This is a genomic window from Rheinheimera faecalis (assembly GCF_021290965.1).
Lineage (GTDB): Bacteria > Pseudomonadota > Gammaproteobacteria > Enterobacterales > Alteromonadaceae > Pararheinheimera > Pararheinheimera faecalis.
In genome coordinates this window covers 259,707-275,280 of the sequence record NZ_JAJOYT010000005.1, presented here as the reverse complement: position 1 = coordinate 275,280, position 15,574 = coordinate 259,707, and the positions used below count along the sequence as shown (strand labels likewise).

Sequence of the window (15,574 nt, the reverse complement as noted above, 5' to 3'; positions counted from 1 at the left end):
GTGTTCATCCTTTGTGGCTGGGCTATTTGATCAAAAAGACACCACCGGCAGTGGTTGTGGGATCCTCAATTTCACTCAACACAAATTGGCCGAGGATCTGATCAATGCCGTCAACAAACAGGGTATCTATCTGGCCTTGAGCTCTCTCATTACCGTGACTGGCGAAATTAACACCCAGTTCCAGTTGATCAACATTTACCACACCATTAAAGGCTGCAAACCATTCCCCACCTGCATCGCTAAAAGACAACTCACCTTGTGGTACTGTGCCATTGTCAAAATCTATCGTCATGCTGGCCTGAAAATCAGACACAGCACCTTCTGTACTTTGCACACTGAATTGTTCAATACTGGCGTATTGATAACTGCCTGAACGCGCAGCAATCAACTCAGCTACCGGAATTTGATTGTTACTGCCCTGATAGGCTTGCTCTGCGATAAAAGAGGTATCTTCAGACCCCTGAGCGGACAACGAATTGGTCGCATCAGTAAAAGCTGTATTTGCAGCTGTGTCTGAGCTGCTGGAATTGGTGTTGCCTGCACCACCAGTCGTATCTCCTGCGAATTCAGCAGGAGGAGACAACAAAGGGGTCACCTGCCCCGCCGCAGTGATTTGTGCAAAGGAAGCACTCTGACCGCCACCAAAAGTCACGTTTTGCACAGTGCCGTCAGCACGGGTAATCTGTAATTCAATCTGGCCATCCCATACACCTACCAGCATAATTTCGTTGATATAAGACAACTGAAAGGTCGTGCCACGAATACCAATACTACCCACTGGGGTTTTTAACTGATAGTTACCTGCCTCTCCTTTAATAGAACCAGTGACTGTACGCAGACTGCCTTTGACCAATTCCATCACAACAGAGCCTTGCTCTGTGGCTGAACCGGCTTTGTACTCTGAGATCAATAGTTCTGTGTCGCTTTGCAAGGCCAATAAAGCACCATCGAGCATTCTGAATTGAGCCTGGCTTTCTGCTCCCGTACTGACCTGATCAATGTTAAAGACTGGCGCTTTGCGGCTTAGATCGCGACTTTGCCGCGTATCTGTGGCCGTTGCCGTGACGTTGCCTCTGGCCATTAGCGTCAGGCCCGCATTCTTTGTTTGTTCCTGACTGGTCTGATCCTGAGCTGATAAGGCCAAACTACACAGAGCAACTACAGGTATCGCATACAAGGTAAATTTAGAAGGCATAACTGGCTCCTAGCACACATTCAGTGCGGTCATACTCATACAAAGTGACAGGGCTGTTCTTATCAGTGTAGCTACATCTGAGTTCAGTGCTGATGGAGGCCGAATACTGCCAAATCCAGCTACCACTGACGGAAAATAACGAGTCGTCCCGCTTTAGAGCAAAGATCGGGTGGGGTGCTTTATAACGAATATCCTGAAATTCGGCCCTGCCAATCAAAATATGAGAAGCACTGGCCAACCAGATGCTGGTGTAACTTAATGAACCGACGTCTCTGCTGTTGTAATCAGCACTGTCCAGACGGCTGCGTTCAGTGGAAAAGCTGATATTAGCCTGATTAATCCAGCGGTTACCCTTGCCCTCCCATGAAGCGCTGATGGCATGCACAGTCAGATTTAATCTGTCATCTATTCTGTTATCAGAACGGCCTGATACCCACTGTAGACCCAAAGAGTGCGTGGCATTTAATTGATACTGCCCGCTGATTTGGCCGCCCCAGTCATTACGATACAACTGACCGCCTAACCGTAAAGGTCTGCTGTAGGCTCTCAGGCTGTAACTGTAGTGTTGATAATCAGCCTCGTAGCCAAAACGTGCGGCCAGTGTTTCGCGGTCAAACTCTGATAACTGATTAAACTGAGTAGCACCCAACTGCGCATCAGCTAACCAGGCATAACGTTGATCCTGCTGCCAGCGACCATCAAAGCCGTACCCAAACTGGTGGAAGTAGTCACTGCTCGCTTTGCTTTGTGGGAACACATCAATTTCACCAAGAGACGGGATAAAAATCCGGTCTTCCGCTGTGCCACTGTTCACATTGTCATCATGCCCAAAAGCATATTTGATTTTATGCCGCTGATAACCACTTAACTTATTTTGTTCCCATTCGGCTGCACTGCGTAGTTTAGCAACAGGCTCTGCTAAATCGGCCTGAGGTTGTTGTTCCAATTCAGCGAGCTGACGTAAAGCGGCAGGATAATTTTTTGTTTTGTAATAGGCCTGAGCCAGAGTAAAGCGGGCTTGCTGCCACGCAGGTTTCTCAGCCACAACCCGCTCAAGCGCAAACACAGCTCTGTCATTTTGACCAACCTGCAAGGCGATACGGCCATACGCCATATCAAAATCAGCATCGCCAGCCAATTCTGTTTCCAAAGCCGTCGCCAGTTGGTAAGCCTGTTCCATCTGGCCGGATTGCACCAACTGAATAAAGGCAGCTTTTTGTTGTTCGATGCCAGGTGTTTCAGCCTGAAGCGAAAAAACTGCACTGCCAAGCAAGCTCACCAGAAAGATAGACAGCAAAGAGGCTGACCTGATCTTCGCTTTATGTCCCCCGACTTTTTTCACAGCAACCTCATTTATTTATTATGGCCGGACAAATATGAGTGTCGCGCTGCCTGTTTATTGCTCTGCTGTAAGAGGAATAGCAGGAAATGTAAAAAATGAAAGCCGCACTCCTGTATTTCACAGCAGAAAAGCTAAATAAATAGCCCTTATAAACAGAGATTTATCTATGTCGGCCAAAGCTTAAAGATGCACTTTTGTCAATTCACCGCTACTGCTGGCGAATTCGCCGTTCAAGGTTAAAATTAAGTAAACAAAGTTATTTAAGGATGAATTATGGCACTGGCCTTAGTTCACAGCAGAGCCCGCTGCGGTTTGCTGGCACCGCTGGTCACAGTGGAGGTACACCTGAGCCGGGGTTTGCCTGGATTTCAGTTGGTCGGCTTACCTGAAACTTCTGTCAAAGAAGCCAAAGACAGAGTACGTAGTGCACTGATTAATAGCGGTTTTGAGTTCCCTGATCATAAAATTACCGTCAATCTGGCACCCGCAGATCTGCCCAAAGAAGGCGGGCGTTTTGATTTAGCTATTGCCCTTGGCATACTGCATGCGAGCGGTCAGTTACAAGCGGATTTGTCCGGCTACGAATTTTTTGGTGAACTGGCATTGTCGGGTGAGATTCGCAGCATAGTCGGAGAGATCCCCTTAGCTTTGGCCTGTAAAATGGCCGGACATACCGCAGTATTTCCGCTGCCAAATGCCGTACAAGCGCAACAAATTCCAGATATGCAGCTCTGTGGTGCCGAACATTTGTTGCAGCTGCACGCCTTTTTGTTACACCAGCAGGCTTTACCTGCTATTCCGGCTATTCCACCTACTGAAGCTGAACTTTATCCGGATCTAGCCGAAGTGCGCGGTCAGGCTCAGGCGAAAAGAGCACTGGAAATAGCCGCAGCCGGTGAACACAACTTGCTGATGTTTGGGCCTGCAGGCACAGGTAAATCTATGCTGGCACAACGTTTACCCGGTATTCTCCCCACACTGACAGATCAGGAGGCCTTAGAAACCGCCGCGATTTATTCTGTGGCAGCACAACCCCGAACTTTGCAACAGTGGCACCAGCGACCTTTTCGCCAGCCTCATCACACCTGCTCTGCCGTTGCATTGGTTGGGGGTGGCTCAGTGCCTCGTCCAGGAGAAATATCTTTAGCCCACAGTGGCATTTTATTTTTGGATGAAGTGCCGGAGTTTCCGCGCACCGTGCTGGAGTCATTACGCCAACCTCTGGAAAGTGGCAAAGTCTTTATCTCCAGAGCAGCACGGCAAGCCGAGTTTCCTGCCTGCTTTCAATTGGTCGTTGCATTAAACCCAAGCCCTTCAGGGCATCATAAAGATGGCCGCTCCAGTCCTGAACAAATCCGCCGTTATTTAAGCCGCTTATCCGGCCCGTTTTTGGACAGAATTGAATTGCAGGTAGAAGTCCCTTTATTAGCCAAAGGCAGTTTAAGCCAGCCCAAAAACGAAGAATCCAGTGCACAAGTGAAACAAAGGGTCCATTCAGCCAGAGCCATACAATGGCAACGACAAGGCAAAGCTAATGCGCGTTTGAACCTTACTGAACTGGAGCAACATTGTTACTTAACTCCGTCAGATGCCGACTACTTTGAAAGCTGTCTGACCCAGTTGAAACTTTCAGCCCGCAGTTATCATAAGTTGCTTAAAGTAGCGCGTACTCTGGCCGACTTAGCGCAGCGGCCTCAGATAGAGCGCCATGATTTACTTGAAGCCTTAAGTTACCGCTCTTTTGACCGTTTACTTAACTATTTACAATCCTAAGCTTCTTTTGTTGGCCGCCCCTGATGCACACCTAAAAACTGACTGATAGCAATCAATACCACCCCAAAAAACATTAACAATGAGAAGGGTAAAGCAGTACCTGTATAAGCCAAAGCTAACAAAGGTCCGGCTAAGGCACCACTACCAAACCTTAAGGTGCCAATCACAGCAGTGGCTGTGCCGCTATGTTCTGGAAAACGCATTAAAATCATCGCATCGGCGTTGGTTGCAATCAAACCTAAGCTTGCCATCAATGGAGCTATGCTCAGCACAGTAAACACCAGACCCAACTCAAACCAGTTCGCCAGGCTAAGCACACTGGCACTGCATAAGGCCAATACCAGCCCCAGATTTAGCATACGCTGCGGACCAAACCGGCCAACACATCTGCTATTGCAAAAGTTAGCCAGCATCAGCATGCCGACATTCAGCGCAAACAGCAGACTAAACAGTTGTTCGTTCACACCGTAGTACTCAATATAAACAAAAGGCACTGCGGTTAAAAAACAGAAGAACGCAAAAGAGGCAAACATGGAGGTCGCAATTTGTGGCCGTGCCGCAACATTGGCAAAAACAAAACGATAGCCGGAAAAAAACTCCAGTTTACGACCTTTAGCTACAGGTACAGGGTCAGGTAAAAAGCGCCAGGTCAGCAGCAAGATCAAAGCGGAATACAAGGCCAATACCAGAAATATATCCTGCCAATGCCCAACCCAAAGCACAGCGCTGCCTATAGCCGGTGCGATCAATGGAGCCATCATCATAATCATCGACACATAGGACATGCCCTTTGCGGTATTTTCCTGATACAAGGCTCGGATAATTCCAGGCACCACAACAGTAGCAGCACTGCCGGCAAAAGCCTGTAAAGCGCGCAACCCCAATAACCACTGTGCATCCTGACAAAATGCTAACGCAAAACTGGCGAGACTAAAAAATAACAGTCCACCCAGAGCCAAAGGACGACGGCCAATAGCATCAGCCAGCGGACCAAACACCAACATACCTATCCCATAAGCAGCCAGGTAAATGCTTAATGATTGTTGAATAAGGCCAATATCAGTGCCAAGCTCAGTAGCCATCACTGGCATAGCGGGCAAGTACATATCGATGGCTAAAGGGGTAATAGCTATGATGCTGGCAAGCAGCAGCAACAAACCAAAAGAAACTGTTTTACTCATGATGAGCCCCCTACAGGACAAGGCTAAATAATACCTGATCCTGTGAACAATTATTCCGGGCATCATCGTAAAAATTGCGACACTGGTCCTGAACTGTGTTAAAAACACTGCAGGTCTGCTGACCAGCATCTTGCCGGAGTCTTTTATGAAACAGCTTATTTTTTTACTCAGTTTGCTTTGTACTTTGGTGCAAGCCGCCCCTGTGAAGGTGGGTTTACATGATTCAGCGCCATGGGCTTATCGTAATGCTCAGGGCGAAATCACTGGGGTGGACTATGAAATAGTGAAAGCTATTTTGCAGCGTGAAGGTATTGAAGCCGAATTCGAACTTTATAGTTACAGCCGCTTATTAAAACTATTTTCAGAACAAAAACTCGATATTGCCAGCCCTGTTGCCGTGCCTTACCCAGGCGCGTTTTACAGCCAGCCTTATTTTACCGTGCTGGACGTAGTCATTCAAAAAAGCAATAAAACAATTAAAATTAATACGCTACAAGACCTTGCCGGCAAAACCATTGTTGCGTATCAACAAGCTAATGAAGTGTTAGGCCCTGACTTTTCCGCCATTATTAAGAAAGCTCATTATCTGGAGGAAGCGGACAGAGAGAAGCAATTTGAGTTATTGATGAATGACAGAGTGCAGTTGATGGTGGGAGATGCCAAAGTACTGGCCTACTACGCTAACAAAAACTATGGCAGCGGCAGCATCCAAATGCACCGGATTTTTCCATCTGTCGATTATCCGGCCGCATTTTGGAATGCCAAACTTCAGGCTCAATTTAACTCAGGTTTACTTCACCTGACAGAGTCAGGCGAATTGCAAAAAATTCACGATAAACCCCGGCTTTAATCCAGAGTTTTAATCACACGGGCAGGATTACCTGCAACCACCACATAAGCGGGAACATCTTTAGTCACTACTGCACCAGCGGCGATGACTGCTCCGTCACCTATACTGACACCGGGCAAAATAATAGCTCCGCCGCCAATCCAGACTGAATTGCCTATAGTCACAGCTTTACCTTGCTCCAGTCCGGTTTTACGTTGTGTGGCGTCCAGCGGATGAGTCACAGTGTAAATCTGCACCCCAGGCCCTAACAATACGTCATCACCAATACGGACTTTAGCCGCATCTAAAATAACGCAGTTGTGGTTGGCATAAAAATTCTGTCCCAGTTCAATGTTAGTGCCATAGTCGCAGAAAAAGTTGGGTTCGATATAACAGCTGCCGAGTTTGCCAAATAGCTGTCCAGCCAGCTGTTGATGTGCTTTAAAAGGCAAAGGCCCTTGCTGATTGAGTTGGGCGCACAAGGCTTTAGCCTGCTGCCGTTGTTTCGCTAAGGTTTTGTCAGCCGGGTTAAACCATAAAGCTGCAGCCATTTTTTCCTGTTCAGTCATCAATTTTGTCCTTATTCAACTTGCCTGAAAGAGGGTGATATCAGCTGAGCTGTTAACACAAAGCTTCAGGCTTTTTATAGTGTTATGCGTTGGAATAGAGATATACTAAGGCTAATGTCGTTGTTTAGCTGGGTCTATGAGATGAAAAAAACGAAAGTAGTCACCACCGAAGAAATATTGCTCACCCTCTGCCAGTCTGTTACTCAGGTATTAGCTGCAGCTGGCAACGATAAAGTTGCTTACTCACCTATGGTGCAAAAAATCCAGAAAACCTGTTTACGTCCTGATCTGGGCTGTTTTGTATTATTTGACGGTGGTTTTTCTGGTTTAGTCATTATCAACTTTACATCGCAAGCCGCGATGGAAATTTACCGTAAGTATATGATGAGCATGGGCATGCCAGAATCTGAATTGGCTAATTTCCATACGTCAGACGAAGTCAGTAATGTGATGGGCGAACTGATGAATCAAATCGTTGGTGACTTCACCAACAGAGTTCGTATAGAGCTGCAAACTTCTATTAATCAAAGTCAGCCCAAAATGATGGCGATTAATAAACAAGTGCAAATCATGATCAATACCCAGCTGGATCAGCCTCAGGCTCGCCGGGTCACTTTCAGTACACCAAACCACGCCATTTTTTATATGGAATTGTCGATGGATAAAACTGAATTTATTCAGTTGCACGATTTTGTGCCGGCACGGGATGAAAATCCGGACGATATTATTGCCAATACCAACGCGGCAGAAGCAGAAGCTGTGGAGGTGTTAACCTCTGACGCAGATGATGATTTCCTGAAAAATCTGGGACTTTAACTCTGTGTGCTGCCGTTAACAGATTAAGCTAACGGCAGTTTTATCCTGAAACTGGCACCACCCAAAGAACTTTCTCCTACCTCAATACTGGCCTGATGCCATTCCAGCACGCGGCATACAATAGCCAGCCCTAAACCAAAACCACCAAAACCTTTTTGTCTGCTTGGGTCTAATCTGACAAAAGGTTTCAGAATTTCAGCCCGTTGCTCCAATGCGATGCCAGGACCATCATCTTCAACTGTAATTTCAACTGCATTCTGCGTACTGTCTAATTTGAGTAGTACCTTGTCACGAGCGAATCGTTTTGCATTCACCAATAAATTTTGTACTGCCCTTTCCAGATAATGGCCATCACAGACATAAACACAACAAGGTCCGGCTTGTAGCTCGATGGCAGCGCCAGGTAAAGGCGATAGCTTTTCTACTAAGTTTTGTAACAACTCCGACAGATCAACCTGTTGCAGCTTCAGCTGGGGTTGAGTCGATTCCAACCGCGCATAGTCCAGCATTTCATCAACAAGTTGCTCCAGCTCTTTGACATCATTCAGCATCAATTGCTTTTCATCCGTGGGCAGAGCAGACAACTCCAATGCAAAACTCAGGCGAGCTAAAGGCGTACGTAATTCATGCGAGACGGCCTGAGTCATTTCACGCTGCAAACCAAGCAGACGCTGAATTTGTTGGCGCATCTGTTCGAAACTAAGCGCAATAGGGGCAATAAAGGAACGAACAGGGACTGCGGCAACGCCATTTGGGTTGGATAACTGTTGCCTGAGCATTTGAATATCGCGGGCGACGGGCCAAAGCCATAACCAAACCGCCACAGCTAATAAGCCCAAAAATAACAGGCTAAACCAATAGGAAGGTACTGTACTTTCGGTCAAATCAGCAGGCCCCAGTTGCCATAACTCACCTTGTTGCATGGCATAAAAGAACACCTGATCTGTGGTAAACAGAGGCACGACCTGACCAGCTTTTAGCGCAGCCAGTTCAGCTTCAGACCATAAAATACTACCGGCGGGCAATAAGGTGGCTTCCAGAGCAGAGGATAATTTAGCTTGGGGTAAAGACTGAGTACGCAATTGGCCTGCCAGATTGTCAGCGACTAACAACACCCAGGGCGGTACCTGGCTTTGGGTTTCCTGCCAAATACGCTCTACAGTCCAGCCTACCCCTATAAGTACAAGCGAGATAAACAAATAAAAATGCAGGAATAGCCTGGACACTGTCTAAAACCCAAAGCAATTGGAGTTGCAACGCGACGGCAAGCGCGCGCGACCCCATGAACATAGTTGTCCTATGTGATTGGGGCGAGCGGGCGCAGTCAACAAAGCTGCGGCTCCAAGTGAGCAGGGTTTAGCTATTCCAGGCATCAGCAACGAACAAATACCCCTTACCCCAGACAGTTTTAATCCGGAAAGGTGTTTCCGCATTGTCATTCAGTTTACGGCGCAAATGCGACACTCTGACATCAACAGTGCGATCCAGACCATCATACTCACGACCAATAATTTGTTTATGGATAGCTTCACGTTTTACTGTTTGGCCGGCATGTTTAGCCAGCATCCATAACAAATCAAATTCATAGCTGGTCAACTCCACCATTTCGTCGGCAAAGTGAGCTTCACGGGCACTGTTATTCAGATTGAGTTTGCCAAAACTAAGCTCCTGATTTTCAGTTTTTTGCGCTGGGCTGCCTCGTCTTAACAAAGCGTGCACCCGTGCCAGCAATACACGAGGTTCAACAGGTTTAATGACATAATCATCAGCACCTAATTCCAGACCAAGAACCTGATCAATATCCCCTTGTTTGGCTGTTAACATCAGAATAGGAGCCGTAAACCAGGGACGAATAGTACGGCAAATAGTAAAACCGTCCATACCTGGTAACATCAAATCCAGGATCACGAGGTCGGGCTGCCAGGTCTGACAAATAGCCGGGACTGTATCGCCGCGGCTTTCCAACCGGACTTCAAAACCTTGTTGCTGTAAAAAACTCTGCACTAAAGCAGCCAAGCGGGCATCATCTTCAACCAATAAGATTTTTTGCATCAGAACACACTCCAGGGTGCCACCAGACGTCGTCTTTTTTCCGGCTGACGGCTTAATACAATTAACTCTTTCTGCAACAACACTTGCGTGTCATTTTGCAATCTGACTTCCGTTTTACCCGGCCAGCTTAACAATTGCTGCCACTGTCCTTGCTGTGCCTGTTGCCAACACTGCATTTTTTCTTGTGCAAAATACAGACATACATTTTCCGCTTTGTTGCTGCTCCAACTGACTTTGAGCTGAGCTTCACACTGTTGGTCTGGTGTTGCAGAAACGCAAAAAGCCGGACTTACAGACCAGCATAATTCAGCCCTGCATTCAGGGGTTTGGGCCGTTACCAGCAACATATTACCGGCGAATAACAGCCCTAGCATTCCCAATCCTTACGTCAATAAAAGCGATAACTCATACCTACAAACCAGGTCTGCACTGAATCATCCTGCACTAACGGACTATCCGTCATGGCATCATCCAGATGCAGATATCTATAAAAAGTAAGCACAGACCAGCGTGAAGTCAGAGCCTTCTGCCAGCCTAAACGTAATTCAGGTTGCCAGCTGGCTCTCCCCTGGTATCGTTCCAGGTAATACAGCTCATCTTCACCTACACCATAATAGGTATCGATCAGTTTGGCACTTTTCCAGTACAAGCTGGTACTCAGATCAAACTGACCACCAGCCAGAGGCCAAAACCTTGACCAACTCAGACTGGCATTCTGGCCTTCATACTTTGAGTTGACGTCTTGCCACAGGTTCAGCCGACTTTGCCATTGTTCGCCAAACCAGTTGAACTGCAGCCCTGCATCCACAGCTGTTGGTCTTTTTTTCACATGCTCAACTGAAACCGCACTCATTGATTTTTCAGTGCCAATTTCAACTTCTGGAGGTAAAAAAGAACCGGAGGTGTTCATGGTGATCACATTGCCAGCGAACCAGCGTTGAAAGTAACCTTTTTCAGAGTTCAGTCGCATCACAAGACTAACAGCGAACTGGTCATTCTGTGCAAGGCTGTAACCCACTGTACCATTATCAATAAACCAGCTGTCAGTGTAGTAACTAAAATCCGGCAAAAGCAGCATAGGGAAGCTTTCGCCATCGTACAGAGGGTTACTGCGTTGTCCTGCGCCCAAAGCAACAGACAATTGAAATTGTTCAGACTCTACACAACCGTCTTCGTCTCTGGTGCATGCCAAAGCGGCGCTGCTACCCAAAAAGCAGGTGAGAAAAAGCCAAACTACTGATTTCATCGACACATGACCCATACTATGAATGCCGCATACTTTAGCAGTTAATGCAAAACAGCTTAAGTAAAGTTAACAACTTCGCACAAATTGCCGCGTCCAATCACAAACCAACCAGGCTAAAAGATGGGATCCATAGCTTAACAAAATACGTATTTAAGTCAGATAATGAGGTACTTAGGGAGCCCTTCGAAAAGGATACCAGGCGCCAATTTAATGCTATGATGCCCACTATAAATAAGAATAAACAAGTCAGTGACTGTAGTGGTAACAAAGAGCTATCGTAAGGGTTGGGTTTATCCCAGCCCGTCTCGCAGATAAAGCTATGTTAGGGCGAGAGAGCGCAGTCAACGCAGCTGCAGTTTCAAGAAAGAAGGGTATTACCCAAATTAATTGGAGTTGCAGCAAGGCGACAAGAAATAGAGTCCTCAAGAGCATAGTTGTCCTATGTGACTGAGGCGATAGAGCGCAGTCAACGCAGCTGCAGCTTCAAGAAAGAAGGGTGTTACCCAAATTAATTGGAGTTGCGGCAAGGCGACAAGAGAACGAGGCCCCATGAGCATAGTCGTCCTATGCGATTGGGGCGAGAGAGCGCAGTCAACGCAGCTGCAGCTTCAAGAAAGAAGGGTATATGAAGTCAACAAATCAGCCAGGAATAGCCCCGATGACACCGATGAAAGGAAAAGCGACCTCTTTTGATATCGCTTATCTGGCCGGCGTATCGCAATCCACAGTTTCGCGTGCTTTGCGTGACAGCCCGGCGGTTAATCAGGAAACCAAAGACAAAATTTTTGCCATCGCCAAACAGCTGAATTACAAGGTGGATAAAAACGCCAGTAATTTACGCAAGCAGACGACTGGTACTTTGGCGCTTTTGTTGTTTGAAGACCCGACTGTAGACGAATCCCAGATTAATCCATTTTTCCTTGCTATGCTCGGCAGTATTACCCGCGCCTGCAGTCAACGTGGCCACGACTTATTGGTCTCATTTCAGCAGCTAAGTAATGACTGGCACGCTGACTACGAAGACAGTAAAAAAGCCGATGGTATTATTCTGTTGGGGTATGGCGACTACAAAGATTACGAAGAAAAACTCAATACCCTGCTGGCACAGCAAACCCATTTTGTCTGCTGGGGCGCTGAAGTGCATGGCCATCCTGAATTCACTATTCGTAGTAATAACCTGCAAGGTGGCAAGCTGGCCGGACAACATCTGTTACAACAAGGTCGAAAACGTTTTGCTTTTATTGGCAATGCATCCGACAACAGCCCTGAATTTTTGGCCCGTTATCAAGGCATGGTGCACGCCTTACAGCAAGCAGGAATAGCCGAAGACACTGTGGCGCAGCTGGATGCTATCTCAACAGAACAAGCAGGTTTTGATGCGATTAACGAACTTCACGCTCAGGGTAAAAGCTTTGATGCGCTGTTTTGTGCCAGTGATTTGATTGCGATAGGTGCTATTCGTGCATTACAGAAAAAAGGCCTGAAAGTGCCTGAAGATGTCGCTGTAGTAGGTTTTGACGATATTCCTGTTGCTTCATTTTCCTCGCCGGCTTTAACTACTATTCAACAAAATACTTCTTTGGCTGGTGAAATGCTGGTGGTTAACTTACTAAAACTGATTAACCATCAGGCCGTAGAATTAACAGAAATTCAGCCAAAAATTATTGTCCGTCAATCTTGTGGTGCTGCAGAGCGTTAAGCTGCAGCCCAGGTTCCTTTGATGAAGATATCCAACAAAGCTTTGCATCTGCGAAATAAACACCATCAACCCTATGATTTTGCAGCCCTCTGTGCCGCAGTTCCTGCACTCACTGTTTTTGTCCGCGATAATGGCTATGGCATGCTATCAATCGACTTTGCTAATCCAGCTGCAGTTAAAACTCTGAATCAAGCGCTGTTAAAGCACATGTACTCTGTGGAGCACTGGCAACTGCCTGATGGCTTCTTATGCCCTGCGGTACCAGGCCGGGTTGATTATCTGCATTATCTGGCAGACCTGCTCGCTTTATTGAATAAAAACAAAGTTCCGACCGGCAGCAAAGTACAGCTGCTGGATACAGGCTGTGGCGCTAACCTGATTTACCCATTGCTGGCTCAAGCTGAATACGGTTGGAAAGTCACAGCCTCTGAATTGGATCAGGACGCTGTGGCTGCAGCTCAGCTTTTGATCAACCAAAATCAGCTGAACCATAAAATCGCTTTGCGTCAGCAACACAAGTCAGCACATATTTTTCACGGCATTATTCAGCCTGATGATTTATTTGATCTGACCTTGTGCAATCCACCTTTTCATAACTCAGCTGAACAGGCGTTGGAAGGCAGTGAACGTAAAGCCCGAAATCTTGGGCAAAAAAGCGCAGAGCTGAACTTTGCTGGCCGTTCGCATGAGCTATGGTGTGATGGTGGCGAAGCTGCCTTTATCCGTCTTATGATCGAAGAAAGTCAAAGTTATGCGCAGCAAGTGTTGTGGTTTAGCAGTCTGGTGTCAAAACAAGAGAATGTGCCCGCATTGCAGCTGCAACTGAACAAGCTGGGAGCACAACACCAACTGCTTGACATGCAACAAGGCAATAAACAAAGCCGGATTTTAGCCTGGAGTTTTATGCCGGACAAACAGCGTCAGCTCTGGGCTCAATTCAGGTGGCAAAAGAAATAACAACAGCGGAAGCAGTAAAGGTGCTTCTGGCCTGTCCATCGCTAAACAAGGCCAGAAGCGGGAGAGCTATGCGAACTATGGCTTAAACACTTATTTAGACGCTAAGCGGCGGGTTTTGACTCGCAGTACATACAAAGCGGCAATAATCCAGCTCACACCACCTATCACCAGCGCATAAATAGCTTGTTTCTCAAACAGATGATTGACCAGCGAACCCAAAATGCTGGCAGCTAATAACTGCGGTAACACGATAAAGATATTAAATATCCCCATGTACACCCCCATCTTGTTGGCAGGCAGGCTGTCGGCTAACAAAGCGTAAGGCAAAGATAAAATCGATGCCCACGCCATGCCTACACCAATCATAGGGATCCACAACATCATAGGATCTTCTATCCACATAAAGCCAAATAAACCAAAAGCGCCACAGACCAGGTTAAAACTGTGCGTCAACTGGATACTGGACTTGCGCACCATAATAGGGATTAACAAGGCTGCAATAGCGGCAAAACCATTGTAAATTGCAAACAAAATGCCGACCCAATCTGCGCCTTCGTTATAAGCGGCTGAGGTGGTATCGCTGCTGCCATAATGAGTGGCAGTGACAGCGGCTGTGGTATAAATCCATAATGAAAACAATGCAAACCAGGAGAAAAACTGTACTACAGCTAAGCGCCGCATAGTGATAGGCATGCTGTACAAATCATCGATGATCTGCACCACCATATTGTAGTTTTCTTTGGTTTTGTACCAGCTGGTCAGCCATTGCAATAAACCAAAAGCAGCTAAACCGCCGCCAAGAATATACAGCTGTTTGTCCATATCCCAGTTGTACACAACCGTCAGACAGATAATACCGACCAACACAAAAGCCCAGCCACGGTGGAAATAGGTTTTACCTGAACCTGCTGGCTGCATAGCAGGTGCCTGATGATTTGGCTCGGCCAGTTCAGCTTTTTCATATTCAGCCAGTTCAGCAGGGCTGTACTCTTTGCTGCGGATCACAGTCCAAAGCACAGCAAGCAGTAATACAGCACCGCCCACATAAAAAGAGTACTTCACTGAATCAGGGATTTGACCTTCAGGTGCAGTGTTGGCAACCTCAAACCAATTGGTCAGGATCCAGGGCAAAGCAGATGCTATAACAGCTCCCACACCAATAAAGAAGCTTTGCATTGAAAAGCCCATAGGGCGTTGTTTGGCATTTAAGTTGTCGCCAACAAAAGCACGGAAGGGCTCCATAGTGACGTTAATGGCAGCGTCTAAAATCCACAACATACCAGCAGCAATCCACAAGCCAGGCGAGTTGGGCATAAAAAATAACGCTAAGGTAGTGACTATAGCGCCATAAAGGAAAAACGGCCGACGACGGCCCAGCTTAGTCCAGGTTTTATCACTAAAGTGGCCAATCAAAGGCTGCACTAATAAACCTGTTAAAGGGGCTGCAATCCAAAGAATAGGGATTTCATCAATACTGGCACCTAACGTCTGGAAAATCCGGCTGACGTTACCATTTTGCAGAGCAAAACCAAACTGGATCCCCAGGAATCCAAAACACATATTCCAGATTTGCCAAAAACTGAGATTGGGCTTTTGTTGCATATCGTTGTCCTGTTGAGTCCGGCGGCTTTATTGAGGAATAAATCCATCAACCAGCCACTCTTGAATAAAATTCGGCGTTAATCTCAGGCGAAGCACTTTGGCTTTTGGTCTGCAGACCTTTATCCTGAGATCTAGATGCAGTCTATCTATGCTGCACATTCTTTTGTAGGGTGCCCGATTAGAACAGCGATGCATGCTATACAACAAGATGAATACGTATTCAGGTCAGGCCAGGTTCTACTTTTAGCAGCAACCCAAATCTACTATGCCCTGCACCACTTAAAAAATAAAGGACGCTAAAAAGCGTCCTTCT

General features: G+C 46.8%; 14 protein-coding genes. 5 read left to right on the top strand and 9 right to left on the bottom strand.

The annotated features are described in order from the left end of the window. Nucleotides 1–22: 22 nt before the first annotated feature. Together LSG34_RS11420 and LSG34_RS11415 are read right to left on the bottom strand one after the other, a co-directional pair. Nucleotides 23–1,195, bottom strand: a complete 1,173-nt coding sequence (locus LSG34_RS11420) for a FecR family protein (RefSeq protein ID WP_233009229.1) — start codon at nucleotides 1,193–1,195, stop codon at nucleotides 23–25. Beyond that, on the bottom strand, nucleotides 1,185–2,492 hold the full coding sequence (locus LSG34_RS11415) for a tetratricopeptide repeat protein (protein WP_233009228.1): 1,308 nt from the start codon (nucleotides 2,490–2,492) through the stop codon (nucleotides 1,185–1,187). The genes LSG34_RS11420 and LSG34_RS11415 overlap by 11 nt, the downstream gene beginning before the upstream one ends. 318 nt (nucleotides 2,493–2,810) lie before the next feature. On the opposite strand from LSG34_RS11415, the gene LSG34_RS11410 reads away from it, so the two are divergent. After that, nucleotides 2,811–4,310, top strand: a complete 1,500-nt coding sequence (locus LSG34_RS11410) for a YifB family Mg chelatase-like AAA ATPase (protein ID WP_233009227.1) — start codon at nucleotides 2,811–2,813, stop codon at nucleotides 4,308–4,310. Here LSG34_RS11410 and LSG34_RS11405 read toward each other — a convergent pair. Then, nucleotides 4,307–5,491: a Bcr/CflA family efflux MFS transporter gene (locus LSG34_RS11405; protein WP_233009226.1), complete on the bottom strand. Its 1,185-nt coding sequence runs from the start codon at nucleotides 5,489–5,491 to the stop codon at nucleotides 4,307–4,309. The two genes, LSG34_RS11410 and LSG34_RS11405, sit on opposite strands and share 4 nt — an antisense overlap. A gap of 145 nt (nucleotides 5,492–5,636) precedes the next feature. Here LSG34_RS11405 and LSG34_RS11400 point away from each other — a divergent pair, with 145 nt between their 5' ends. After that, nucleotides 5,637–6,341 carry a substrate-binding periplasmic protein gene (locus tag LSG34_RS11400; RefSeq protein WP_233009225.1) on the top strand — a complete coding sequence of 235 codons (705 nt, stop codon included), beginning with the start codon at nucleotides 5,637–5,639 and terminating at the stop codon, nucleotides 6,339–6,341. On the opposite strand, the gene LSG34_RS11395 is transcribed toward LSG34_RS11400, so the two are convergent. Beyond that, entirely contained in the window at nucleotides 6,338–6,889 is a 552-nt protein-coding gene (locus LSG34_RS11395) for a sugar O-acetyltransferase (protein WP_269822868.1), read from the bottom strand. The genes LSG34_RS11400 and LSG34_RS11395 overlap by 4 nt on opposite strands. A 141-nt stretch (nucleotides 6,890–7,030) precedes the next feature. Between LSG34_RS11395 and LSG34_RS11390 the strand changes: the two genes are divergently transcribed. Next, nucleotides 7,031–7,705, top strand: coding sequence for a DUF3334 family protein (locus LSG34_RS11390; RefSeq protein ID WP_233009223.1), 675 nt, complete (start codon nucleotides 7,031–7,033; stop codon nucleotides 7,703–7,705). Between the two features lie 23 nt (nucleotides 7,706–7,728). On the opposite strand, the gene LSG34_RS11385 is transcribed toward LSG34_RS11390, so the two are convergent. From LSG34_RS11385 to LSG34_RS11370, 4 genes are all read right to left on the bottom strand, one after another. After that, nucleotides 7,729–8,904 carry an ATP-binding protein gene (locus tag LSG34_RS11385; protein ID WP_233009222.1) on the bottom strand — a complete coding sequence of 392 codons (1,176 nt, stop codon included), beginning with the start codon at nucleotides 8,902–8,904 and terminating at the stop codon, nucleotides 7,729–7,731. A 157-nt stretch (nucleotides 8,905–9,061) separates the two neighbouring features. After that, complete coding sequence (locus LSG34_RS11380) at nucleotides 9,062–9,757, bottom strand: response regulator (RefSeq protein ID WP_233009221.1); 696 nt, start codon at nucleotides 9,755–9,757, stop codon at nucleotides 9,062–9,064. Next, the gene (locus LSG34_RS11375; RefSeq protein WP_233009220.1) at nucleotides 9,757–10,131 is read right to left on the bottom strand and encodes a DUF3019 domain-containing protein; all 375 of its coding nucleotides are present in this window, start codon (nucleotides 10,129–10,131) and stop codon (nucleotides 9,757–9,759) included. Before LSG34_RS11375 ends, LSG34_RS11380 begins: the two co-directional genes overlap by 1 nt. Nucleotides 10,132–10,145: 14 nt before the next feature. Then, nucleotides 10,146–11,003, bottom strand: a complete 858-nt coding sequence (locus LSG34_RS11370) for a MipA/OmpV family protein (protein WP_233009219.1) — start codon at nucleotides 11,001–11,003, stop codon at nucleotides 10,146–10,148. A gap of 658 nt (nucleotides 11,004–11,661) precedes the next feature. On the opposite strand from LSG34_RS11370, the gene LSG34_RS11365 reads away from it, so the two are divergent. Both LSG34_RS11365 and rlmF read left to right on the top strand, forming a co-directional pair. Next, the gene (locus LSG34_RS11365) at nucleotides 11,662–12,702 is read left to right on the top strand and encodes a LacI family DNA-binding transcriptional regulator (protein WP_233009218.1); all 1,041 of its coding nucleotides are present in this window, start codon (nucleotides 11,662–11,664) and stop codon (nucleotides 12,700–12,702) included. A gap of 21 nt (nucleotides 12,703–12,723) precedes the next feature. After that, a complete protein-coding gene (gene rlmF / locus LSG34_RS11360; RefSeq protein ID WP_233009217.1) occupies nucleotides 12,724–13,659 on the top strand; it encodes a 23S rRNA (adenine(1618)-N(6))-methyltransferase RlmF in 936 nt (311 codons plus the stop codon). 90 nt (nucleotides 13,660–13,749) lie between these two features. On the opposite strand, the gene LSG34_RS11355 is transcribed toward rlmF, so the two are convergent. After that, the gene (locus LSG34_RS11355) at nucleotides 13,750–15,261 is read right to left on the bottom strand and encodes an MFS transporter (RefSeq protein WP_233009216.1); all 1,512 of its coding nucleotides are present in this window, start codon (nucleotides 15,259–15,261) and stop codon (nucleotides 13,750–13,752) included. Nucleotides 15,262–15,574: the final 313 nt, after the last annotated feature.